A 23,364-nucleotide genomic window follows, 5' to 3' on the forward strand; every position below is an offset into this window, starting at 1 on the left:
GTCACACCCCTTGTCACACGGCGGTAGTCGGCGCCCTGCCTTCGTCGCCGTGCAGCTTGCGCGCTTCAGCCAGGCGAAGGCGGTCCAACCGGTTCATCAGCGGTGCCGTGGTGGCGCCGTGCACCACAATGGACAACGCAATCACCAAACCGATGAAGGCCCAAAGTTGGTGTGCCTCGGCGTCAAAGTTGCCGTGGGTCAGCGCATAGCCGACGTAATAGATTGAGCCGATCCCGCGGATGCCGAAGTAGGAGATGGCCAGCCGTTCGCGCGGTCCGGTCTTGCCGCCCATCAACCCGAGCCATCCGGCCAGGGGCCTGACCAGGAGGAGGAATGCCAAGGCCACCACAAGCTCCGCCCAACCGATCCCCTCCAGGAGTCCACGGGCTATGGCTCCGCCAAGGAGCACCAGGATCACCACCGTCATCAAACGCTCGAGCTGCTCCACGTAGCCATGGAGAACCTGGTGGTAGCTGTGGTGGCGCTCGGCGGAACGGATGGTCAGAGCACAGACGAAGACCGCTACGAACCCGTAGCCTTCCAGCATTTCCGCAGCGCCGTACGCCAGGAATGTTGCTGCGAGTGCCACGAAACCCTCAGCGTGTTCGGACAGGCGGAAGCTCTTGCCTTTGGCGGCAAAGAAGATCAGGCTCAGGAGCTTGCCCGTTCCGAAGCCGAGCAGGACGCCGACGCCCATACGCCAAAACACATCCAAACCCACCCATTCCCCAAACCAGGCGCCCGGTGATGCGCCCACCACGCTGATGAGGATGGCAAGGTACACGAAGGGGAAGGCGAGCCCGTCATTCAGGCCGGCCTCGGAGGTCAGGGCGAACCGGACCTCGTCCTCGTCCGGGTCCTCTTCGGTATCGGCTGGCCTGCTGACTTGGACCTCTGAGGCCAGGACGGGGTCTGTGGGGGCAATGGCAGCGGCCACCAGGATGGCGGCCGCGAGCCCCAGGCCCAACACCCACAACCCCAGCAGGGTCATCACCAGGATGCACAGTGGCATCACGATGCCGAGCAGGCGCCAGGTGGTGGACCATCCGCGCCAGCGGAAGGGCCTGTCCAGGGCCAGCCCGGCGCCCATGAGGGAGATGATGACGCAGACCTCGGTGAGGTGGGTGGTGAAGTCCGCGTGCAGGATGGGGTCCGGGTCCGGAAGATCGGGCAGGAGGGTGAACGCCAGCATTCCGCTGCCGAGGAAAACCATCGGCATGGAGAGTGGCGTTTGCCGCAACAGTTTCGGCAGGACCGCTGCGGCCAACACGGCAACTCCTGCCGCGAGAAACAGGATGCTGGGGGCTTCAAACAAAATGGTCTTCTTCCTGCCTGCCGTTGGGCGGTGTCAGAAAGCCTAGTCCGCAGGCGGGGCTGCGTCGATCATGGCTGCCTCGATGAGGACCTGGGCGGCTTGGCGCGCCTGTCCGGCGGCCTCCGCTGTTCCTGCGATGGCGGCTGTGGTCTGGGCTCCTTCGGCGAGGATTGCCAGTTGCGGTGCAAGGTAGGCCGGGGCGCCGGCATCGAGGGCGAGCCGGGCCACGTATTCCTGGAACGATTCCTTGTGTTTTCGCGCGTACTCGGCCACCTCCGGGCTGACGGCTCCGAGTTCGGCGAAGCTGTTGATGAATCCGCACCCCCGGAAGGAGTCCTGGCAGAACCATCCTGCGAGGTAGTCGAAGATGGCGAGGAGCCGTTCCTTGGGGGTCGCGGCTTGTTGGACGGTGGCGTCCAACCCCTCGGTCCAGGACTGGTGCCGGTGTTCCATCACCGCCATGACGATGCTGCTCTTTGACGGGAATTCCCCGTAGAGCTTCTTCAGCGAGACCCCCGCCGCGGAACGGAGTTCATCCATGCCCACGGCTTGGATGCCCTTGGCGTTGTAGAGCTCGTCGGCAGTGGCAACGATTCGTTGGCGGACCTCGGAAATATCCATGTACCCATACTACTTGCATTGAGAACGAACGTTCTCTACTATGGAGAACACAGAGGGAGAACGATCGTTCTCCACTTCGAGAAAAGGGACACATCATGGGTTTCATCAAGGTCGGCACCGAGAACACCACGGACATTGAGCTCTACTACGAAGACCACGGAACGGGTCAGCCCGTAGTCCTGATCCACGGCTACCCGCTGGACGGCGGCTCCTGGGAAAAGCAGACCGCAGCCCTCCTCAACTCCGGCTACCGGGTCATCACCTACGATCGCCGCGGATTCGGCAAGTCCAGCAAGCCGACCACCGGCTACGACTACGACACCTTTGCAGCCGACCTCAACACGGTCCTTGAAACCCTGGACCTGCAGGACGTAGTGCTGGTTGGTTTCTCGATGGGCACCGGCGAAGTTGGACGCTACCTCGGCACCTACGGCGAAGCCCGCGTAGCCAAGGCCGCGTTCCTGGCATCCCTCGAGCCGTTCCTCCTCCAGACGGACGACAACCCCACCGGCGTTCCGTCATCAGTGTTCGACGGCATCCGCAACGCCGCCATTGAGGACCGCTACGCCTGGTTCACCAACTTCTACAACGACTTCTTCAACACCGATAACTTCCTGGGCAACCGCCTCAGCGAAGAAGCGCTGCGCAATTCCTGGAACGTCGCCGCCGGCTCTTCCTGGTACGCATCCTTCGCAGTAGTGGATTCCTGGCTCACCGACTTCCGCTCCGACATCGAGAAGGTCACGGTCCCGTCCCTGATTGTCCACGGCACCGATGACCGCATCCTGCCGATCGATGCCACCGGCCGCGAGTTCACCAAGCGCCTGCCCTCTGCCGAATACGTGGAGATCGAAGACGCGCCGCACGGCATGCTCTGGACGCACGGGGCTGAAATCAACGAGATCCTGCTGCGCTTCCTGGCCAAGTAGGCCAACACCGGACAAGACCTCAATAACGACGGCGGCAGCCCGCCTTTGGTTCCAACCGAACCAGAGGCGGGCTGCCGCCGTCGTGCGTTGACGTAGCGCACGTCACGACTTATGATTTATGAATCGATTCAAGATGTAACCTTCCTCACGCTGAATGACCACTTTGTTCAGTCCTGGATGGGAAGAGTTCTTGTTCCTTGCCAACGACGCCAGAGGAGTACAGCGACGTGACAGTCACGCACCGGAGGGATCTCAGCACCTCCCCCGAACCCAGCACAGGTCCGGAATCCAGCACCGGCGGGAAAGATCCGAAGAAGGCCGCCATGAGCGGCTGGATCGGAAGCGCGCTGGAGTACTACGACTTCGCGCTGTATTCCCTGGCAGCAACGCTCCTGTTTCCCACCATCTTCTTTCCCACGGAAAACCCCACGGTGGGCATCATCGCCTCGCTGGCAACCTACGCCGTGGGCTACGTTTCCCGCCCGCTCGGTGCCGTGATCCTGGGCGCCTACGGAGACCGGCACGGGCGCAAGAAAGTCCTTGTCTTCGCCATGCTGCTCATGGGCTTCGCCACGTTTGCGGTCGGCCTCCTGCCGACCTACGGACAGGTGGGCCTCCTGGCTCCCGTCCTCCTGGTAATCCTCCGCCTGATTCAAGGATTCGCCGTGGCAGGTGAACTCGGCGGTGCCAGCGCCATGATCGTGGAGCACTCCCCCGACGCCAAGCGCGGCTTCTTCGCGAGCTTCAGCCTCCAAGGCACGCAGGTGGGTTCAATCCTTGCAACCGCCGTCCTGATTCCGCTCGCCGCCTTCCTCCCTGACGAGCAATTCCATGCCTGGGGCTGGCGCCTGCCGTTCCTACTCAGCGCAGTAGTGATCCTGGCCGGGTACATCATCCGCCGCCGCGTGGACGAGCCCCCGGCCTATCTGGCCCAGTCCGGGGACGCCGGCGCCAAGCGCCGCTTCCCGCTGGTGGACCTCCTGCGTACCCACCCCTGGGTTCTGGTCCGGTGCGTCATCATGACCTTTACCAACGTGATCGGCATGGCCACCCTCATCTTCGGGGTCTCCTTCGCCACCCAAAAGGGCTACGGCATCGGCTTCTCCAGCAGCGAGTTCCTCTGGGTTACCTTGGCGGCCAACGTCGCAGCAGTGCTGACCATCCCGCTGTTCGGTGCGCTTTCCGACAAGATCGGCCGGCGTTCCCTGATGGTCGCCGGTGGCCTTGCGGGCGGACTGCTCACCGTGGGCTACCTGTGGGCCATCGAACAGCGCAGCCTGCCTTTGGTATTCGTCTGCGTCGTGATTGTCCAAGGCATCCTCTTCCAGATGTGGAACGCCACCTTCGCTACGTTCTTCCAGGAACAGTTCCCCATGCGGATGAGGGTCACCGGCTTCGCGGTCTCCCAGAACATCGGCCTCATGATCGCCTCGTTCTTCCCGAGCCTGTTCACCGCCATTGCTCCCCCGGGCTCAGCCAACATTCCCCTGGTTATTGGCCTGACCACCCTGGGAATCTGTGCTGTGTCCGCTGTGGCAACGCTCTTGTCCTCTGACACCCGGGGCAAGTCGCTCGAGGACCTTGAAGCGCGCTAGATCGCCGAAATCGCCTCTTGTGCACCGAGATCGCCGGAACGGCTCCAGCTCGCTGGTCCCTTCCGGCGATTTCGCGCGTTACCGGCGATCCCGTAGCTAGTCGCCGACCAGCTCTGTGGCACGATGACATACAGCTTGCAAACCCCAACGGGTACCCCGGATCAGCAAGGAGAACGTGACATGAGCACGCCCATCAAGATCGCTGTGACCGGCGCGGCCGGCCAGATCGGCTACAGCCTCCTTTTCCGGATCGCCAGCGGCGCCTTGTTCGGCGCCGATACTCCGGTGCAACTGAGGCTCCTGGAGATCACGCCCGCGTTGAAGGCACTTGAAGGTGTTGTCATGGAGCTCGATGACTGTGCGTTTCCCGCGCTCGACTCCGTGGAAATCGGCGACGACGCCGATCACATTTTCGACGGCGTGAACCTCGCCTTGCTCGTTGGCGCCCGTCCGCGCACCAAGGGCATGGAACGCGGCGACCTGCTCAGTGCCAATGGAGCTATTTTCACAGCACAAGGCAAGGCGCTGAACCGGGTCGCGGCCGACGATGTCCGCATTGGAGTGACAGGCAACCCGGCCAATACCAACGCCTTGATTGCGATGAGCAACGCCCCTGACATCCCCGCTGAGCGGTTCAGCGCCCTGACCCGGCTGGACCACAACCGCGCCCTTGGACAGCTCGCCAAAAAGCTCCAGGTCCCCGTACGGGATATCCGCAAAATGACGGTCTGGGGCAATCATTCCGCAACGCAGTATCCGGACATCTTTAATGCAGAGGTCGCCGGCCGGAACGCGGCCGAGGCGGTGAACGACCAGGACTGGATAGAGAACGAATTCATCCCCACGGTTGCCCGGCGGGGTGCGGCGATCATCGATGCCCGGGGTGCGTCCTCCGCGGCATCGGCAGCGTCGGCGACCATCGACGCAGCCCGCGACTGGCTGCTCGGCACACCGGAGGGCGATTGGGTTTCCATGGCCGTTGCCTCTGACGGATCATATGGAGTGCCCGAAGGCCTCATCTATTCGTACCCGGTGACAACCTCAGGCGGGAACTGGGAAATTGTTCAAGGACTGGAAGTGAACGACTTCAGCCGCAAAAGGATGGATGCGACAGCCGCCGAGCTTTCTGAGGAGCGGGCCGCCGTGGCTGAACTCGGCTTGATCTGAACTCGGCTTGATCTGATCTCCGTCAGTGACGTGCCGTTGGCGTGACCAGCCGGGCAAGCTCGGTGCCCGGCGCCGCCAGCCGGTCAACAGTGCTGAAGATGAACTCCTGCATTGCTGCGGTGGCTGCTGAAGGACCAATGTCATTCCGCCGGGCCAGATTGACGGTCCTTCTCAGCGAGGGGTTGACCAGGCGGACACTGCGCAGTCCGGGCCTGCCGATGACAACCATCGCCGGCACCACTGCCACGCCCAAGCCACGTTCGACGAACCTCAACACTGCGTCCATCTCGGCGCCCTCGACGGCGATCACCGGTTCCAGCCCCTTGGCGGCGAACGCGGCTTCCGTGGCCACCCGCAGGTCATAGCTTCGATTGAAGGCCACCTGGGGAATGTCCGCCAATTCCTCCAAGGTGAGTTCTTCCCGCCACGCTGATCCGGCGGCGGAGACAACCACCAGCTCTTCGGTCAGCAGCGGAACCAGTTCGGTGCCCTGTACTGCGGGATCTGTTCCGCGGGTGACCACCAGGGCCAGGTCCAGGGCGCTTTCGTTCAGGGCATCGACCAGGAAACGCGAGCCGCCTTCGGTGATATGCAGTTCCACCCCAGGGTGCGCACTCCGGAAAGCTGCCAGGACATCGGCCACCAATGAGACGCACAGCGTGGGCGGGGCGCCCAGGCGGACGCGGCCCCGGCGCAAACCCGCCAGCTCATTCATCTGCTCCCGGGCGGTCTCCGCGTCACCGAGCATGCGCCGGGCGATGGGCAAGAGCAGTTCTCCCGCATGCGTCAGCGTGGCTCCGGCGGGTCCACGGTGGAACAGCGCCGTTCCCAGATCTGCTTCCAGCGCAGCGATCTGCCTGCTCAGGGATGGCTGCGCCACGTAGAGTTGCTCGGCCGCGCGTGTGAAATGCCCCACCCTGGCAAGGGCCTCGAATGAGCGCAACTGCTCCAACTTCATCTTCATAGCATAAACACATCAGGTTGAACCAAATAATTCATTGGATACATGAAGAGGACCGTCCTAGCGTTGATGCCATGAACTTCAACGCCACTCCAGAACGACTCATGTCCACTTCGGTGCTTGTCATCGGCACCGGCGGCGCAGGCCTGCGCGCCTCCATTGAACTCGCCCAGCGGGGTGTGGAGGTACTGGCGGTAGGCAAGCGACGCAAACACGACGCCCACACCAGCCTGGCCGCCGGGGGCATCAACGCTGCCCTGGGAACGATGGATCCCGAAGACAGCTGGCAGCAGCACGCAGCCGACACCTTGCGGGAGTCGTACTTCCTTGCCGACCCGTCCATCGTCGAGACGGTAGCCCGGAACGCCGCCCAAGGCATTGAGGATCTTGAACGGTGGGGAATGCCCTTCGCCCGGGAGGATGATGGACGCATCTCCCAGCGTTTCTTCGGAGCACACAAGTATCGCCGCACCGCCTACGCCGGGGACTATACCGGGTTGGAGATCCAGCGAACGCTGATGCGCCGGGCCGCAGAGTTGAACGTGCCCATCATCGACACCGTCTACATCACGCGGTTGCTCGTGGCCGACGGCACCGTCTTCGGCGCTTATGGATTCGACGTCGTGGACGGCACTCCCGTTCAGATCCACGCCGATGCGGTCATCCTGGCTGCAGGCGGACATACCCGTATCTGGCGGCATACCTCCTCCCGGCGCGATGAGAACACCGGGGATTCCTTCCGGTTGGCAGCCCTGGCCGGGGCCGGCATCCGCGACGCCGAGCTGGTCCAGTTCCACCCCTCCGGCCTGTTGGAGCCCGACGACGCTGCCGGAACCTTGGTCTCCGAGGCCGCCCGCGGAGAAGGAGGCATCCTCACCAACGCCCTCGGCGAGCGCTTCATGGCACGTTACGACCCCGAGCGCATGGAACTTTCCACCCGGGATCGGGTTGCGCTGGCCGCATATACCGAGGTGGCCGAGGGGCGGGGCACGGCGAAGGGCGGCGTCTACCTGGACGTTTCGCACCTGCCGCGGGAAACCATCATGGAAAAGCTGCCACGGGTCTACCGCACCCTGATCGACCTGCAGATGCTGGACATCACCACCACCAAAATCGAAATCGCTCCCACAGCGCACTACTCCATGGGCGGGGTCTGGGTGGCACCGGAGGACCACGGAACAGGAGTGAACGGCCTTTACGCAATCGGCGAAGCCTCTTCCGGGCTTCACGGTGCCAACCGTTTGGGCGGCAATTCACTCATTGAGCTGCTGGTTTACGGCCGGATCACCGGTGGGCACGTTGCTGACTACGTCCATTCGCGCACGCACATCTTCCGGGATACTGCCGCCGTCGAGATCGCCCGCCGGGAAATGCAGACCCTGCTCAGTGAACGAGGAACAGAGTCCGCACGGCGGCTGCAGCGTGAACTCCGCAACCTCATGACCGAGCACGCAGGGGTAGTGCGCACCGAGAAAGGGCTGGAGCTGGGACTTGAGAAGTTGACCGCGTTGGAGGAACGCGCCCAACTGGTCACAGCCCATCCGGACATCGCAGGGTTTGATGACCTGGCCCACGCCTACGACCTCCTGGGCTCCCTGCTCGCGGCACGGGCCACCCTGGAGTGCGCGCTGGAACGCCGCGAAACCCGCGGAGCCCACAACCGTGCCGACTTTCCAACGGCAGATCCGGCATTGCAGGGGAACTTCATCTGGTCCACCGATGAGGGAGTCAGGTTCGAAAGCCTGCCGCCGGCTCCGGATTCGTTCCGGGCACTGGCCGAGGCCAATGCGGACGACTCCGTTGCCGGCAAGCTCGTGGAGTGAACCTTAGGGAACGGTGACCACGATCTTCCCGCGGGTGTGGCCCTCCATGTTGAGCCGGAAGGCATCAGCTGCCTCGGCCAGGGGCAGCGCGGTGGCTACTTCCACGCGGATCTTGTGCTCGTCCACCAGGTCAGCGAGTTGTTGCAGCTCGGCGCCTACGGGATTGACCCACATCCAGGTACCGCCGTGGGCCTCCACCTCGTTGTCGGCAATGGAGGCGTGGCGCCCGTTTTCGGCCAGGACCTCAAGCGTGGCTTCAAGGTTGCCGCCCACGAAGTCGGCCACCACGTCCACGCCTTCGGGACGCAGGGCCTTCACCCTGGCGGCAAGGCCTTCACCGTAGGCAACAGGTTCGGCACCCAGGGACCGCAGGAAGTCGTGGTTCTTTTCAGATGCCGTGGCGATCACCTTCGCGCCGCGCGCCACGGCGATCTGAATACCGAGGGAGCCCACCCCGCCGGCCCCGCCGTGGATCAGGACTGTCTCGCCCGACTGAAGGCCCAGGCGGTTGAGCACCTGGTACGCGGTGAGTCCGGCCAGGGGCAGCCCGGCCGACTCATTCCAGTCCAAGGATTCCGGCTTGCGGGCAAGCAGCCGCTCCGGCAGGGCGATGTACTCGGCGAAACTGCCGCCGTGGACATAGTCCTTCCGGCCGTAGGAGATCACTTCGTCGCCGGGCTTGAAGTGGGGAGCGTCAATACCAACAGCTTCCACAACGCCCGCGACGTCCCACCCGGGGATCGCCGGAAATTGGAGGTCCATGAGCGGATCAAGGTGGCCTCCCATGATTTTCCAGTCCACCGGATTGACGGAGGATGCCTTCACTTTGACCAGGACCATTCCCGGCCCCACCTTGGGCATTGGTTGCTCTGTCAGTTCAAGGACGTCGGGGTTTCCGTATTTGCTGTAAGTCATTGCCTTCATATGAGCGACAACTCCCGTTTAGCGCAGCGTATTCCTAATCGAAGAAGCCAACAATGTAGCCGATGAAGTACAGCAGCGAGAGCAGGACTCCGGCGCCGATGGCGGCAAGCCATAAGGCCTGGGTTCCCTTCCGGGGGCCGCCCTCGTCATGGCCTTGGGGGGGGTGCGGTGGAGGATTCGCCCGGAGGCGTTTCTCCCGGTGGCACTCCGCCGCCGGGCTCAAGGCCGGTGATCTTGTCCTCATACGGATCGGGATTGGGTCCTGACACGCTCACTCCCCTTGTAGCAGTGGTGACGCTTTGACCCAGCGTATCGAACCGGCACGGCCAGAACCACAGCAACCTTACAAATCCGGTGAAACTCTCAGCGACCCCACACTGTGTCACGCGTCGCCGTCCGCACACGATACAGGGATGTGGTGGCCGTGATGTAGAGGTCATGCCCGTCGACTCCGCCGAAACAGAGATTGGACACCCTTTCCGGAAGTTCGACGGCGGTCACCAGCCCGCCGTCGGGCGCGTAAACCCGCACCGAGGCCCCGGCCGAAGTCCACACCCTGCCCTCGACGTCAACGCGGAAACCGTCGGAGGCCCGGTCCTCTTCAAGTTCCACAAAGGTGGTTCCGGCCCCACACCGGCCATCCTCAACCGGATAGGCGGCAATGCGGAACGGGACTCCGTGGGACGCGCCGGCGGTATCGGAGACGTACAGCCGCGATTCATCCGGTGAAAAAGCCAAACCGTTCGGATGGACCAAATCGGTAATCACCGGCGTCAGGTCATTGGTTGCGGGGTTGAACCGAAACACGTAGCAGCCGCCGTACTCCTGCTCGCCCTCGTGGCCTTCCACCGTCCCGGGCAGGATTCCGTAGGGCGGATCCGTGAACCACACCGTTCCATCGGCGGCCACCACAACGTCGTTGGGCGAGTTGAGCCGATGCCCACCGAACGCTTCAACGATCGGTGACACGACGCCGTCGTGGTCCCGTTCCACCCGCCTGCGGCCGTGGCTGCACTGCACCACGCTGCCGTCATGGTCCAGCGTCCGGCCATTGGTGTATTCGACGCCGGTGGCGTACTCACGGGTTGCACCGGTTGCCGGGTTGAACTCCAGGCTGCGGTTGTTGGGGATGTCGCTCCAGCGGACTGTTTGCGATTCCGGTATCCAGGCCGGCCCTTCTGCCCACACGGTGCCTTCGAAGAGCTTTTCCAGAGTGCCGGTGATCAGTTCGTCCATGCGTTAGAGACTAGTCCTCCACAGGTCCCACTGCGGCCTTTGCGTCCGACGGGGTGTTGCTGTCCGCCCGCTGGGCAGCAGGCATGGCGATCACGGCCACAACAGTGAGGACGGCACTAACAAGCACGGCCAGGAACACCGCTGCGGAGGCGTTCACAGTTGTTTGGGGATCGACACCGCCGCTGGGACCACCGGCGTAAATGGCGTTGGCGATTGCACCGAAGACCGCCACACCCAAGGCGCTGCCGATCGAACGGGCAAACAGGTTTGTGCCCGTGACCACGCCGCGCTCGTTCCACTCCACGCTCGACTGGGCGGCAATGAGGCTGGGGGTAGCAACCAGCCCGAGCCCCAGGCCCACAATGAAGCAGGCCAGTGCCACCAACACCACATTGGGCGAGGACGCCGTGAAGGCAAGCACTGCCGCGCCCGCCACGGAGATGACGATTCCAATCAAGGCGGTGCGTTTGAAACCGATGCGGAGATAAAACCGTCCGGCCTGGGATGCGCTGATCGGCCAGCCCAGCGTCAGGGCAGCCAAGGCAAGGCCGGCGAGGATGGGAGAAGTCTTCAGGGCCCCCTCAAGGAACGTCGGAACATAGGACGTCAGGCCCAGCATGACCGCACCAACACCAAATGAAATCAACGCCGTTGTTGCCAGGAGCCGCCGGGAGAGCACCCATGCGGGCAGGATCGGCTCCGCCGCCCTCCGCTCGGCCAGGACGAAGGCCGCAAACAACAAACCACCCACCGCGAAGACAGTAATGCTGACCGGAGAGTTCCATGCCCACGCCTGGCCACCTTCCAAAGCCCCGAGAATCAGCAGGCTCAAGGAAACCGTGAGGAGACCGGCGCCCAGGTAGTCGATCCTGTGCTTGGCGCCCTCAATATTCTCGTGGAACGTCCTTATCAGCATCCAGCCCGCAAGGAAGCACAACGGAATGTTGATGAAGAAGATCCAGCGCCAAATTTCCAGGGAAGCGAAAACCCCTCCCAAAGTTGGCCCCACTACGGAAGAAATGGCCCACACGCTGGCCAGATAGCCCTGCACCTTGGCCCGCTCGGCAAGGGTATAGATATCCCCCGCGATGGTAATAGCCACCGGCTGCACCGCCCCCGCGCCCAAGCCCTGAAGGACGCGGAAGGCAATGAGCGCCGGCATGCTCCAGGCGAACCCACACAGGATAGATCCCAGCAGGAACAAGCCGATGCCGCTGAGGATGATGGGCTTCCGGCCTACGACGTCCGAAAGCTTGGCGTAAATCGGCACCGACACAGCCTGTGCCAACAAGTACGCGGAGAAAAGCCAGGGGAAGGAACTGAATCCGCCGATGTCTTCCACCATGGACGGAACCGCCGTGGCCACAATCGTCGAGTCGATGGCCACCAGGCCGGTAGCCAGCATCAGGGCAATCAGGATCGGTCCGCGCCGGGACCGGAATCCGACTCCTTCGGTGGTTTCCGTTGTCATGGTGCCCTCATTCCGTCATCATCACTGGTTTCGCTCCAAAAGGAGTAACCCCACGGGCCTGGAGATTAGTCCCTGGAAGGAAAGACCTGTGCGAACTGCTTCACTCGATGTAAGTTAGCCAATAATTAGGCTAGTTTCTGGCCTGAAGTTTGGCTAAAATACAGCTATGAGAACAGTGCCACTGAGTGAAGCCAAGGACAAGCTGTCCGCCTTGGTCGAAGAAGCAGACTCAACGCACGAGATCATTCAAATTACGCGACACGGCCATCCATCTGCCGTTCTCATGTCCGCGGACGACCTGGAATCTTTGCAGGAAACCATCCACTGGCTCTCGCAGCCAGGTATCCGTGAAGACCTGGACCAGGCTAAACGCGACATCGCCGCGGGCAACACCACCAGCGGGGACGATCTCCGCCGGGAGTTTGGACTCCCGGCCCGGTGACCGATTCGGCCGGCACCAGTCCAAGTCCATGGACGATCGAAGTCACAAGCCCGGCGTTGCGCGGCTTCAGGCGCTTACCGGAAAAGGCCGCTACCGCGATCATTGAGTTCGTCACCGGACCCCTGGCGGAGAATCCGCATCGGCTCAGCAAGCCTTTGACGAACGAACTCCTCGGACTCCGCACCGCTCGGCGAGGCGATTATCGGGTGCTATTCACTCTGGACCTTGAAGAACATGTCCTTTTTGTCCACCGCATCGAACATCGATCTGATCTTTACAAACCCCGATAAGCTCCACGCAGGATTATCGGCAGTCGCACCGCCCGAACCGGGATAAGAACGACGACGGCGGGTCACCTCCGGTTCCGTGAGGAACCAAGGTGACCCGCCGTCGTCGTGAATTGGCTGGTGGTGTCAGTCGTTGATGAGGTCGTGGACCACGATCGTCTGGTCGCGGTCCGGGCCGACGCCGATGGCCGAGAAACGGGTGCCGGAGAGCTTTTCCAGGGCCAGCACGTAGTTCCGCGCGTTCTCCGGGAGGTCTTCCAGGGTGCGGGCACCGGTGATGTCCTCAGTCCAACCGTCGAAGTACTCAAAGATGGGCACTGCGTGGTGGAACTCGGTCTGCGTCATGGGCATTTCGTCATGGCGCACGCCGTCGACGTCGTAGGCAACGCAGACCGGGATCTGCTCAATGCCCGTGAGGACGTCCAGCTTGGTGACGAAGTAGTCCGTGAAACCGTTCACGCGGGAAGCGTGGCGGGCCAGGACGGCGTCGTACCAACCGCAGCGGCGGGGGCGCCCGGTGTTCACGCCGAACTCGCCGCCGGTCTTCTGCAGGTACACGCCCATGTCATCGAACAGTTCCGTGGGGAACGGACCGGCGCCAACACGCGTGGTGTACGCCTTGATGATGCCGATGGACCGGGAAATGCGGGTGGGGCCAATGCCCGAGCCAACCGAAGCGCCGCCGGCGGTGGGGTTGGAGGAGGTGACGAACGGGTAGGTGCCGTGATCGACGTCCAGGAACGTTGCCTGCCCGCCTTCCATGAGCACAACCTTGCCCTCGTCCAAAGCGTTGTTGAGGACCAGTGTGCTGTCGATGACCAGCGGGCGGAGCCGCTCGGCGAAGGAAAGGAAGTACTCCACGATTTCGTCCGCAATGATGTCGCGGCGGTTGTAGACCTTGACCAGGAGTTCGTTCTTCTGACGCAGCGAACCTTCCACCTTCTGGCGGAGGATGGACTCGTCAAAGACGTCCTGGACACGGATACCCAGGCGGGCCACCTTGTCCATGTAGGCCGGGCCAATGCCGCGGCCCGTGGTACCGATGGCGCGGCTGCCAAGGAAGCGCTCCGTCACTTTGTCCAGGACCTGGTGGTACGGGGCAACCAGGTGGGCGTTGGCCGAAACGCGCAGGCGCGAGGTGTCCGCGCCACGGGCTTCAAGGCCGTCGATCTCCTGGAACAGGGCCTCGAGGTTCACCACGCAGCCGTTGCCAATAATGGGAATGGCGTTGGGGCTCAGGATGCCCGCGGGAAGGAGCTTCAGCTCATACTTCTCACCGCCAACAACCACGGTGTGCCCGGCGTTGTTGCCGCCGTTGGGCTTGACGACGTAGTCAACGCGGCCACCGAGCAGATCGGTTGCTTTGCCTTTGCCTTCGTCGCCCCACTGGGCTCCGACGATCACGATAGCGGGCATGGGATCCTCCCCCATTCTTTCGGGCGAGACACTGACCGGATGACCAGGACTCGACGCCGTACATGAGAATGCCCCGACGATACCGGTGCAGCCTGCCACGACGGCCGGCATACGCAAGAGTTCGGGGCTCTTACCAGCCAAGTTTAGCCGATGGGACCGCTTTCTCTGGTGTCAAGGTGTCTTGAACGGCAGCCTGGTGAAGTTTTCCCCAGGGAAACCCGGGCGCGCCGACGTCAGGCAGCGGGCAGATTGCGGCAGCTTCCGCCAAGACCGGCCACCAACCCTGCATTTGACGCCACGGAAGCAGCCTTCGACGTCCATCCTGACACCGGGTCCTTGACCGTAATCGCAATCTGGAGCTCGGTTCCCAGCCCCAGGAGCCCGCCCAGCAGGTTTGCCTGGACTTCGGTGCTGTACCCCGAGGCCGCATTTCCCGTGGTGTTGGCCGCCAGGTTGTACCCAGTCAGCGGGGCCAACGCCGAGCCCAGTCCGCTGGTGGATACCTGCAGTTCGGCATTCGCCAGGGAGTACCCCGCCGGCGCTTTCCACAGGATGCGGACATACGCCCCCAGGCCAAGAACGCCTGGGTTGTAGGTGCACTGGCCATTGAGTGTGGGAGCCGGAATGGTCACCGTCCCGAAGCTCCCGGACGCAAACTGTCCGCGCTGCCACGCCGCCTCCGTGGCAGCCGGCGGGTTCACCACGGAAAGCACCACGGCGAGTGGCACAGCCAGCACCAGCCCCGACCGCACTTTCGCCCATACCCTCACCGGCCACCACCCCGCAGGCGCGCCAGCCCAAAACCTGCCATGACCGCCACAATGCCGAGCAGCGCAAACCCGCCCAGCCTGAAACCCGTGTGGGCAAGAGCGTCCGACGGCGGTTCCGCCGGGTTTCCGGGTGAGCCTCCTGAACCAGCGCCGCCACCGGAACCAGCACCAGCACCAGAACCAGCACCAGCACCGTCACCGGAACCGTGAAAGCCCAGCACAATTTGTGTCCGGCTCCCCCGCACTTCAGGCGGAACATCCTCGGCCAGTGTTGCCCGCACCAAAACGTGGGCATGGGTGGATTCCAAAGCTCCTGGGCTCATGAGGTCCACCCGCACGCCGTCGGCCCTGTTCAGGGGCGTCCGCTTCATCAGAACACGGGGACCTTGGGCGCAGGAACTTCCCGTCCAGGGTTCGGAGCAGCCCTGGAGCTCCACGCTCAGGAAGTCACGCAGGGCCTCCGCATCCGCGGGACCGGGCTCCATGCCCACCTCCAGGGATGAGGCGGGTTCACCACGAACCTGGACATCCACCACCCAATCCGCGCTTCCACCAGGGGTGAGGCGATGCACTTGGCCGGTGGGTCCGGCGTCGAGCTCCAACCAACCGTCGGTGGCAACAGCCGGTGCGACTGCCGGTGCAGCGGGCACGGCGCCAAGCATTAATACGCCAGGAAGCAGCACGCCCAGCAGCCCCGCCGGACTAGGCCGCCACATGTTGTCCGGTCCTGCGTCGGCGAGTGCTCCTCGGCCACAGCACCCACGTCACCAATGCGGACACGGCAACCGTGGTGGAGCCGAGGACCACGGGGTTGGCCGCAGCCGCCAACGGGTGTGCGAGCCCCGGCGCGGACCAGATCACCAGACGGACTTTCTCCACCACGTAAGGGGCGGGATCGGCTTCAGTGTTGGCGTCGCCTTTCATGGTGATGGTCCGGGCGGCTCCCTCCGCAGGCTCCACGGATTGGACCCGGTGCGTGATGGGCAGCTTGCCGGGCCTGTCCACGGTGACTACATCCCCGATGCCGATATCAGCTGCCGGGATTTGGCGGACCACCGCCAGTGATCCGGCCGGAATGGCCGGGGACATGGACCCCGTTTTGAACATGACCAAGGTGATATTGAAGAGCAGGGCACACACCACCGCCAGGATGCAGACGGCGCCGCCCGCGGCAGCAAGGTTCAGCAATGTTTCACGCAGCCTGCTGCGGAATCGGCGGCCGCTCATGAGCTCGAGGTGGCAGTAAACTGCCAGGTTGCAGTAGCAGTCTGGCCTTGGAGCGCGTTGTTGGCACCAGCCGGCAGAGTGACCTCAAAGCAGAACTGCGTGGGCGTTCCAGGCAGCGTCGCCGACGCTGCCGACAAGGGATTGACGACGCCGGCCGCCTGCCCTTGCGTCAATGGCTTGGCGCCGTCGCTGCCCACCACGAAGGTGGGTGTTCCGCTGAAGGACGCAGCATCGCAGGTAGCCGAGCGGACCACCCTGTAGCGCAGGGCGGCGCCCAGGTCAGCGGTTCCCGTGCCGCTGCTGGTTACGGCCGGAATCCCGAGCACCACCTCGCCTGCCACCGAGTTTGCCTTGGTTCGGAGGGTGAAGGGGGCATAGACCACACTGCCCGGGCTCATGGAAGTGGCCGTGAACACCAACGCTGCACCGGGTGCAACGTCGTTGGCACTCCACGTCCCTGACGCGTTGTACGGTTTGGTGACGTTGGACTCGGTGACGAATACGCTCGCGCCAAAGGCACCGGTGGCAAAGTCGCTGTCAGTCCACGAAGCAAGGGTCACGGAACTGCCCAGCCCCAGCACCAAGGCCCCTGCCAGCAGTGCACGAATGCGGATCAGCGCCGCACCGCGCTTGGTTTCGGCTTCTCGTCTGCCCATGGGTTATTGCGATTGTGCGGCGAATTCCCAGGTGGTGGTCCCGGATTGGGATTGGACGAGGCCATCATCTGCGGTAATCCGGAAGCAGAGGTTCACGGCGGCGCCATTGGCCGTGCCGCTTCCCTGCACCAGGTCGAAGGTGACACTGGCCGGCGTGGTGCCCAGTGCCTGCCCGGCTGCCACCAACGTTTCCGTGACGGGTTCTCCACACCCGAAGCCAGCGGACTGCGTCAGTGCGTAGGTCAGGCCGGTGAGGGCTCCGGTGGAGGTCTCCGTAGTGACTGTGACGGTGGCGTCGTTGCTCGTGGTGTCGTCCAGCCTGACTGCGAAAGGCGCCGTGACGACGTCGCCGGGTGCCAGGTTGGCCGGCGCGGCAGTAAAGCCGAGCGTTGCCGGGTCGTCGACGGGGTTCTCTCCGAACGATGTCCCATCCGTGCTGCCCTCGAGGTTGAAGGCACCTGCCGTGAAGGTTCCCTGGGCGAATTCGGAGTCATTCCAAGCTGCCAAGGTGATGGCTGCGCCAACCCCCAGCACCAGTCCGCCGGCAAGGATGGCACGGATTTTCGGTGACTTTCGGGACCCGATGTCACGCTGGCCCGGGTCCGTCTCCGGCGACGCTGTTGATGCAACCACTATTACCCCCACGATTGTTGTTGCTGACGATCAAGGGATCGTCAGTCCGGAGGTGGGGGTCCCCGGTTGGTTTCCCCCAAAACCTTGGTTCCAACTGATCATTCCCGTGAAGGTATGTCAACGCTTTGACGTGGACAAATGCTTTTAGGTCCCCTGCTCCCCCGCGACGAACTCCAGGGCGGCTTCGGCGAAAGCAGGCCAATCTTCATGCTCGGCGAAGGGCAGCTCCACCCAGTCCTTGAAGGGACGGCCCATGCGTGAAGGGTCGAAGAGGACGGCTCCGGGAAGGGACAGTGCGCGGGCATGCTCCGCGGTGTCACGGCCCAATTTGAAGACCACTTTGTCGCCGTTCAAACAGGCCAGCGCCTTCTTGTTGAGCATGAGGGAGGTGGCGCCGAACATCTTTCCCATCACCACACCTGCCGGCGCCAAGTCCTCCCCCAGCCCCTCGAATGCGGCAACGGCAGCAGCCGACGATTCCTGTTTCTCCATAGGGCGCATCATGCACCATGCCGCGGGCCTTCGTCGAGACCACGGCTCCGGCCACGGCTCCGGCTCCTGCTCCTGCAAGGAGTTGGCCCCGCTGTCCGAGACGCCGGACACGTTTCCGGGCAACACGCCGCGTCGCATTTAAAGGGCGCGCCGGAGCAGGACCCGTTAACCCCCATAGTCCGGTAAGGTTAGTTAGCCCCCAACAGCACCCTTTGAGGTTCGGCCGCGGCATGCCCGCGGCCCCTTGGAACGGTGCGCTGTAACACCTAGGAGACCTAACCCCTGATGCAAGAACTGGCGACTGAATCACCCGAAGAAATCCTCTGGAACCGCCGCTACGAACCGCACATTGCCGAGGTCAACGAGCTGTGCGACTCCATCAAGGAGCAGAAGCCGGGCAGCGAGGTCCTTTACATCGACCCCGCCCACAGCATGGATGACTGCCGCATCGTCAGCCTTTTCTCCAACCAGCGCACCACCACCGGCGAGGGCTTCATCACCCCCGGCGACGAGGAAGCCGCCACCCGTATGCTCGGTATGCAGTGGCAGCTGGGCCTGCGTCCCGCGCTCATGATGCCCTGGAACGCGTACCCCTGGATCGAACCCAACGAGGAACCGGGCAAGCTCACACCTGCCAACATCACCGAGGGCTTGAAGCCGCTCCTGCGCCTCCTCCAGCTCCTGCCGCGCACGTCCGCCCTTGTGGCACACGGCAACGAGGCACACCGTCTGGCCGACCAGCTCATGAAGGCCGCACCGGCAAGCATCGCCCGCCGTGGCTTCAAGACCTTCAAGGTCCGCTCGCTCGGTGGCCGCTCCTTCGCCGGCACCCCGGCCCGCCAGCAGGAATACCTGGATGCCATCCACGGCGCCTACGCCGAGGCCATGGCCCGCACGGGTATCCCCCGCAAGGCCTAATTTCCTTCGTTGCGTGGCCCGCTTTGCGCCCCAAACCTCCGGGTAAGCGCGTAGACCAGGCCTCACAAAGCACACACCCTTCGTTGCGTGGCCCGCTTTGCGCTCCAAACCTCCGGGTAAGCGCGCAGACCGGGCCTCACAACGCACGCACCCTTCGTTGCGTGGCCCGCTTTGCGCCCCAAACCTCCGGGCAAGCGCGTAGACCGGGCCTCACAACGCACGCACGACGGCGGCCCCCACCTTTTGGTGAGGGCCGCCGTCGTCGTTGGGGTGCTTGTCGTTGGGGTGCTTGTCGTTGGGGTGCTTGTTGTTGGGCGGCCTTAGCCGGCCAGCATGCTGCGGAGGTCCTTGAGAATCAGCTGTGCGCCTGTCGGGCCAAGGCCCAGGAACCAGACGTCGTCGCTGACGGCCTTGGCCTGGCCGGCTTTGACTGCGCCGAGCTTGGGCCAGACAGCGCCTTCAACCACGGAGGTTTCGCCCGTGGCAGCGGGGTCGCCGTAGCTGCTGTAGAAGATCCAGTCGGCATCGCCCTGCTCGATGTTCTCGGCCGAGATCTCGGCTGCGAGTTCATCGATGTCCTGGTTCTCCGGACGGGCCAGACCGGCGTCCTTGAGGATCACGCCGATCAGCGACTTGTTCGCGTACAAACGGATCTTGCCCGGGAGGAAGCGCACCAGGGAGATCTTGGGATCGCCCTTCACGTCAGCCTTGAGCGCATCGGCTTCGGCCTGGTAGTCATTGAGTGCCTTGACGGCTTTGTCTTCCTCGCCCAGGGACTTGCCCACCAGCAGGAAGTTTTCCTTCCAAGGGAAGCCGGGGCGGATGCTGAATACCGTGGGAGCAATGGTGGAGAGCTGCTTGTAGAGTTTGTCGGCCCTGAGTTGGCTGCCCAAAATGAGGTCCGGCTTCAGCGCAGCGATTGCTTCAAGGTTGAGGTCCTGGATGGTGCCTACCGACGCCACATCCTTGACCTTGTCGGCCAGGTAGGTGGGGACCGGGTTGGCACCTTCGGTGGTTGCCATGCCCACCGGAGTGACGCCAAGGGTTACGACGTCGTCCAGTTCACCGGTGTCCAGAACCACCACGCGGGTGGGCTTCTTCTCCAACGTGGTTTCACCGTTGGCGTGCTTGAGCGTGCGGGGAAAGACACCGGGAGCGGCGTCGGTGCCCAATTTGGCCGTCTCCTGGTCCGCGGTGGTGAACTTGGAGCCGCCCGTGGCAACATCGGCGTTGCCGGCAGCAGACCCTGAGCCACCACTGGTGCCGCAGCCCGCGATCAGGCCAACCGCCAGGACGGCACCTGCCGCCTTCAGCACAAGCTTGCGCACTGCCATCCGGCGCTGGGGGGAAGCCTTGCCCGGCTGCACTTCAAAATCGTCATTTTTCACTGGGTAAGGCTAACCTAATTAAGGCACACTTCTGTGACGTTGTGACGACAGTCACCACAATGCCCGTCTTATTACCGCCCCTCTGCGAAATGGTCCCTGCTGTGTCCCCATCGACGGTGTCATGTCCCCGGTAGCCGCTCCTGCCCTTCCGGCTGTCCGCGCGGTTGCCGGTTCCGGCGTCGTCAATAAGTCCCGGTGGAGGGTCCTCTTCCTCGCCCTGGCAGCGGCCGCCCTGGTGGGTGCGGTGTTGCTCAGCCTGGGCGTTGGAGCCAAGTTCATCCCGGCATCGACGGTCCTTGAGGCCTTCACCAACCCACAGGACTCCGCCGATCACGCGATCATCCTGCAGAACCGGCTCCCGCGCACCCTGATGGGCATCGCCGTTGGAGTTTCGCTGGGTGTGGCCGGTGCGCTCATCCAAGCGATCACGCGCAATCCCTTGGCTGATCCGGGCATCCTGGGCGTCAACGCCGGTGCCTCGTTTGCCATTGTGGTGGCGATCGGAGTTTTTGGGATCGGCTCCCTCAGCGGTTACATCTGGTTTGCGTTCGCCGGCGCCATCCTCACCACGGCTGCCGTGTACCTGATTGGCACCTCCGGCAGGAACGTGGTGAATCCCATCAGGCTCACCTTGGCCGGTGTTGCCTTGGGCGCCGTCCTCACCGGCATCGGCTCAGGGCTGACGCTCCTGAACCCCAAGGCTTTTGACCACCTGCGCTCGTGGAGCATCGGCTCGTTGGACACCCGCAGCATGGAATCGGTCCTGACTGTGGCGCCGTTCATGGGCCTGGGCTTGGTGATCGCCGTGTTCTGCGTGGGCGGGCTCAACGCCATGGCGCTGGGCGACGACCTCGCCACTTCCTTGGGCGCCAACGTCAACCGCACCCGCATCCTGGGCGTCGTGGCCATCACCCTCCTCAGCGGAGCGGCAACAGCCGGTGCAGGTGCCATCGGTTTTGTGGGCCTCATGATTCCGCACGTAGCCCGCTGGATTGTCGGCCCGGACCAGCGGTGGATCCTTGCAACCACCGTGGTGCTCTCCCCCATCCTGCTGCTGGTGTCGGACGTAGTGGGCCGGATCGCTGCTCCCGGGGAACTCCAAGTGGGCGTGGTGACCGCATTCATTGGCGCGCCGGTGCTGATTGCCCTTGCACGGCGGCGGAAAGTGAGTGGGCTGTGACGCGCCTGGACCAGAGCAACCGCACCGACTTTGGCCGGTCCACCGCTGTGGTCCGAAACCGTTGGCTGAGCTTCCGTGTCGACATCCGCAGCATCCTTGTCTGCATCCCGTTGATCCTTGCCGCGCTGGCTGTGGCCGTGGCCAGCCTGGCAACCGGCGACTACGACGTCTCAGTCCAGCAAGTCCTCCAAGCCTTCGCCGGTGACGCACCGGGTCTTGCCCAAACCATCGTCATGGAGTGGCGGCTCCCGCGCGTCCTGGCAGCACTGGTCTTTGGTGCAGCACTTGGCATGAGCGGCGGAATCTTCCAATCCATGACCCGCAACCCACTGGGCAGCCCGGACATCATCGGCTTCAACACCGGCGCCTACACCGGAGCGCTGATCGTGATGCTGACCATCGGCGGCGGATATTTAGGCATCGCTGCAGGGGCCTTGGTTGGCGGAATCCTCACCGCGTTGGCCGTCTACTTGCTCGCCTACCGCCGCGGCTCCCAAGGTTTCCGGCTCATCATTGTGGGCATCGGCATCAGTGCCATGCTGGCCGCCTTCAACCACTGGCTGATCCTGCAGGCCGAGCTTGAGGCCGCGCTGGCGGCCGCTGTCTGGGGAGCCGGGTCCCTCAACGGCATCACCTGGGAGCAAGCGGCGCCCGCCGCCGTCGTGGTTGCAGTGGTTGGCTTGGGCACGCTGGCAGCCGCCCGCCGGATGCAGTTGCTGGAAATGGGCGACGACGCCGCACGCGCCTTGGGCGTCCGGGCGGAACCCACCCGCTTGCTGCTGCTGGTCCTCGGCGTCGCACTGACGGCTGCTGTCACCGCGGTTGCCGGTCCCATCGCTTTCGTTGCCCTCGCGGCACCGCAACTTGCGCGGCGGCTCACTCGAAGCGCGGGCATCACGTTGGTTCCCTCTGCCGTGATGGGAGCCTTCCTGCTGGCAGCGAGCGACCTCGCGGCCCAACGCCTCTTTGCCCCGATCCAGCTGCCAGTGGGCGTTGTGACGGTATGCATCGGCGGAATCTACCTCGTTTGGCTGCTGGCCAGGGAAGCAAGGAAATCATGAACCTCACCACCGCTGCCCCGCAGCTCCACGCCGAAGCACTCACCATCGGCTACGAGCAACGCGTCATTTCCGAGAACCTCAACGTCCGCATTCCGGAGGGGCAGTTCACGGTGATTGTCGGGCCCAATGCGTGCGGCAAATCAACGCTGTTGCGCGCCCTCGCCCGGCTCATCAAGCCCCGGAGCGGCAAGGTGCTGCTGGACGGGAAATCCGTGACCGCGCTTCCCGCGAAAGAACTTGCCCGGCGCCTCGGGCTGTTGCCGCAGTCGTCCATAGCCCCCGATGGCATCACCGTGGCGGACCTCGTGGCCCGTGGACGGTACCCGCACCAGAAGCTGCTGCGCCAGTGGTCCGAGGCTGACGAGAAGGCCGTTGTCGACGCCATGGAGGCCACCGGCGTCGCAGCCTTGTCCGGCCGGCTCGTGGACGAACTCTCCGGCGGCCAGCGGCAGCGCGTCTGGGTGGCGATGGTCCTGGCCCAGCAAACACCGCTGATGCTGCTCGACGAGCCCACCACTTTCCTGGACATCGCGCACCAGATCGAGCTGCTGGAACTCTTCCGCGAGCTCAACCTGGACAAGGGCCACACCCTGGTGGCCGTGCTCCACGACCTCAACCATGCCAGCCGCTACGCGGACCACATCATCGCCATGAAGGACGGCGTGGTGGTGGCCGAGGGCGCTCCCGCTGAGGTGATCACTGAGTCTTTGGTGGAGGAAGTGTTCGGCATGGCCTGCCGGATTATTGACGACCCCGTGACGCACACGCCGCTGGTGGTTCCGCTGGGGCGGCCGCGGCACTCCGCTGTTACTGACTGAGCGCTGTTACTGACTGAGCGCTGTTCGACTAACG

General features: G+C 63.8%; 24 protein-coding genes and 1 pseudogene. 10 read left to right on the top strand and 15 right to left on the bottom strand.

Going from position 1 to position 23,364, the window contains the following annotated elements:
* Positions 1-13: 13 nt before the first annotated feature.
* Together AC6JA3_RS18770 and AC6JA3_RS18775 are read right to left on the bottom strand one after the other, a co-directional pair.
* Entirely contained in the window at positions 14-1,315 is a 1,302-nt protein-coding gene (locus tag AC6JA3_RS18770) for a cation:proton antiporter (RefSeq protein WP_497920474.1), read from the bottom strand.
* Positions 1,316-1,357: 42 nt separating this feature from the next.
* Positions 1,358-1,936, bottom strand: coding sequence for a TetR/AcrR family transcriptional regulator (locus AC6JA3_RS18775; protein WP_026542334.1), 579 nt, complete (start codon positions 1,934-1,936; stop codon positions 1,358-1,360).
* 95 nt (positions 1,937-2,031) lie between these two features.
* Here AC6JA3_RS18775 and AC6JA3_RS18780 point away from each other — a divergent pair, with 95 nt between their 5' ends.
* From AC6JA3_RS18780 to AC6JA3_RS18790, 3 genes are all read left to right on the top strand, one after another.
* A complete protein-coding gene (locus AC6JA3_RS18780; RefSeq protein WP_497920475.1) occupies positions 2,032-2,865 on the top strand; it encodes an alpha/beta fold hydrolase in 834 nt (277 codons plus the stop codon).
* Between the two features lie 227 nt (positions 2,866-3,092).
* Positions 3,093-4,460, top strand: a complete 1,368-nt coding sequence (locus tag AC6JA3_RS18785; protein WP_497920476.1) for an MFS transporter — start codon at positions 3,093-3,095, stop codon at positions 4,458-4,460.
* A gap of 180 nt (positions 4,461-4,640) precedes the next feature.
* Entirely contained in the window at positions 4,641-5,627 is a 987-nt protein-coding gene (locus AC6JA3_RS18790) for a malate dehydrogenase (RefSeq protein ID WP_497920477.1), read from the top strand.
* 22 nt (positions 5,628-5,649) lie between these two features.
* On the opposite strand, the gene AC6JA3_RS18795 is transcribed toward AC6JA3_RS18790, so the two are convergent.
* Positions 5,650-6,591 carry a LysR family transcriptional regulator gene (locus tag AC6JA3_RS18795; protein ID WP_026542330.1) on the bottom strand — a complete coding sequence of 314 codons (942 nt, stop codon included), beginning with the start codon at positions 6,589-6,591 and terminating at the stop codon, positions 5,650-5,652.
* Between the two features lie 71 nt (positions 6,592-6,662).
* Here AC6JA3_RS18795 and AC6JA3_RS18800 point away from each other — a divergent pair, with 71 nt between their 5' ends.
* On the top strand, positions 6,663-8,411 hold the full coding sequence (locus tag AC6JA3_RS18800; RefSeq protein WP_497920478.1) for an FAD-binding protein: 1,749 nt from the start codon (positions 6,663-6,665) through the stop codon (positions 8,409-8,411).
* A gap of 3 nt (positions 8,412-8,414) precedes the next feature.
* Here AC6JA3_RS18800 and AC6JA3_RS18805 read toward each other — a convergent pair whose 3' ends face one another.
* From AC6JA3_RS18805 to AC6JA3_RS18820, 4 genes and pseudogenes are all read right to left on the bottom strand, one after another.
* Positions 8,415-9,335: an NADP-dependent oxidoreductase gene (locus AC6JA3_RS18805; RefSeq protein WP_026548113.1), complete on the bottom strand. Its 921-nt coding sequence runs from the start codon at positions 9,333-9,335 to the stop codon at positions 8,415-8,417.
* Positions 9,336-9,369: 34 nt separating this feature from the next.
* Positions 9,370-9,604 (bottom strand): annotated as a pseudogene (locus tag AC6JA3_RS18810) (DUF6480 family protein).
* A 94-nt stretch (positions 9,605-9,698) separates the two neighbouring features.
* Positions 9,699-10,571: an SMP-30/gluconolactonase/LRE family protein gene (locus tag AC6JA3_RS18815; protein ID WP_497920479.1), complete on the bottom strand. Its 873-nt coding sequence runs from the start codon at positions 10,569-10,571 to the stop codon at positions 9,699-9,701.
* 10 nt (positions 10,572-10,581) lie between these two features.
* On the bottom strand, positions 10,582-12,042 hold the full coding sequence (locus tag AC6JA3_RS18820; RefSeq protein WP_497920480.1) for an MFS transporter: 1,461 nt from the start codon (positions 12,040-12,042) through the stop codon (positions 10,582-10,584).
* Positions 12,043-12,208: 166 nt separating this feature from the next.
* Between AC6JA3_RS18820 and AC6JA3_RS18825 the strand changes: the two genes are divergently transcribed.
* Positions 12,209-12,484 (top strand): type II toxin-antitoxin system Phd/YefM family antitoxin, encoded by a 276-nt coding sequence (locus AC6JA3_RS18825; protein WP_026548114.1) that lies wholly within the window; start codon positions 12,209-12,211, stop codon positions 12,482-12,484.
* Positions 12,481-12,774: a type II toxin-antitoxin system RelE family toxin gene (locus AC6JA3_RS18830; RefSeq protein ID WP_091553723.1), complete on the top strand. Its 294-nt coding sequence runs from the start codon at positions 12,481-12,483 to the stop codon at positions 12,772-12,774. The genes AC6JA3_RS18825 and AC6JA3_RS18830 overlap by 4 nt, the downstream gene beginning before the upstream one ends.
* Positions 12,775-12,897: 123 nt before the next feature.
* Here the strand turns inward: AC6JA3_RS18830 and AC6JA3_RS18835 are convergent, their stop codons facing one another.
* The 7 genes from AC6JA3_RS18835 to AC6JA3_RS18865 all read right to left on the bottom strand — a co-directional run bounded on the left by AC6JA3_RS18835 (position 12,898) and on the right by AC6JA3_RS18865 (position 17,965).
* On the bottom strand, positions 12,898-14,187 hold the full coding sequence (locus tag AC6JA3_RS18835) for an adenylosuccinate synthase (protein WP_144663349.1): 1,290 nt from the start codon (positions 14,185-14,187) through the stop codon (positions 12,898-12,900).
* Between the two features lie 233 nt (positions 14,188-14,420).
* The gene (locus tag AC6JA3_RS18840; RefSeq protein ID WP_497920481.1) at positions 14,421-14,915 is read right to left on the bottom strand and encodes a hypothetical protein; all 495 of its coding nucleotides are present in this window, start codon (positions 14,913-14,915) and stop codon (positions 14,421-14,423) included.
* A gap of 38 nt (positions 14,916-14,953) precedes the next feature.
* The gene (locus tag AC6JA3_RS18845; protein ID WP_497920482.1) at positions 14,954-15,607 is read right to left on the bottom strand and encodes a hypothetical protein; all 654 of its coding nucleotides are present in this window, start codon (positions 15,605-15,607) and stop codon (positions 14,954-14,956) included.
* A gap of 52 nt (positions 15,608-15,659) precedes the next feature.
* Positions 15,660-16,184 (bottom strand): signal peptidase I, encoded by a 525-nt coding sequence (locus tag AC6JA3_RS18850; RefSeq protein ID WP_497920483.1) that lies wholly within the window; start codon positions 16,182-16,184, stop codon positions 15,660-15,662.
* Positions 16,181-16,840 carry a SipW-dependent-type signal peptide-containing protein gene (locus tag AC6JA3_RS18855; RefSeq protein WP_497920484.1) on the bottom strand — a complete coding sequence of 220 codons (660 nt, stop codon included), beginning with the start codon at positions 16,838-16,840 and terminating at the stop codon, positions 16,181-16,183. Before AC6JA3_RS18855 ends, AC6JA3_RS18850 begins: the two co-directional genes overlap by 4 nt.
* A gap of 3 nt (positions 16,841-16,843) precedes the next feature.
* Positions 16,844-17,473: a SipW-dependent-type signal peptide-containing protein gene (locus AC6JA3_RS18860; RefSeq protein WP_497920485.1), complete on the bottom strand. Its 630-nt coding sequence runs from the start codon at positions 17,471-17,473 to the stop codon at positions 16,844-16,846.
* A 144-nt stretch (positions 17,474-17,617) separates the two neighbouring features.
* The gene (locus AC6JA3_RS18865) at positions 17,618-17,965 is read right to left on the bottom strand and encodes a hypothetical protein (RefSeq protein ID WP_035761145.1); all 348 of its coding nucleotides are present in this window, start codon (positions 17,963-17,965) and stop codon (positions 17,618-17,620) included.
* A gap of 285 nt (positions 17,966-18,250) precedes the next feature.
* Here AC6JA3_RS18865 and AC6JA3_RS18870 point away from each other — a divergent pair, with 285 nt between their 5' ends.
* On the top strand, positions 18,251-18,883 hold the full coding sequence (locus AC6JA3_RS18870; RefSeq protein WP_026542318.1) for a uracil-DNA glycosylase family protein: 633 nt from the start codon (positions 18,251-18,253) through the stop codon (positions 18,881-18,883).
* A 320-nt stretch (positions 18,884-19,203) separates the two neighbouring features.
* Here the strand turns inward: AC6JA3_RS18870 and AC6JA3_RS18875 are convergent, their stop codons facing one another.
* Positions 19,204-20,271, bottom strand: coding sequence for an ABC transporter substrate-binding protein (locus AC6JA3_RS18875; RefSeq protein WP_497920486.1), 1,068 nt, complete (start codon positions 20,269-20,271; stop codon positions 19,204-19,206).
* Between the two features lie 121 nt (positions 20,272-20,392).
* Between AC6JA3_RS18875 and AC6JA3_RS18880 the strand changes: the two genes are divergently transcribed.
* From AC6JA3_RS18880 to AC6JA3_RS18890, 3 genes are read left to right on the top strand one after another with little or no spacing between them, the layout of a single operon-like run.
* Complete coding sequence (locus AC6JA3_RS18880) at positions 20,393-21,451, top strand: iron chelate uptake ABC transporter family permease subunit (RefSeq protein WP_497920487.1); 1,059 nt, start codon at positions 20,393-20,395, stop codon at positions 21,449-21,451.
* Positions 21,448-22,512 carry an iron-enterobactin ABC transporter permease gene (gene fepG / locus AC6JA3_RS18885; RefSeq protein WP_497920489.1) on the top strand — a complete coding sequence of 355 codons (1,065 nt, stop codon included), beginning with the start codon at positions 21,448-21,450 and terminating at the stop codon, positions 22,510-22,512. The genes AC6JA3_RS18880 and fepG overlap by 4 nt, the downstream gene beginning before the upstream one ends.
* Positions 22,509-23,330, top strand: coding sequence for an ABC transporter ATP-binding protein (locus AC6JA3_RS18890; protein ID WP_497920490.1), 822 nt, complete (start codon positions 22,509-22,511; stop codon positions 23,328-23,330). Before fepG ends, AC6JA3_RS18890 begins: the two co-directional genes overlap by 4 nt.
* Positions 23,331-23,364 lie beyond the last annotated feature (34 nt).

The organism is Arthrobacter sp. TmtSoilC79, from assembly GCF_059739405.1.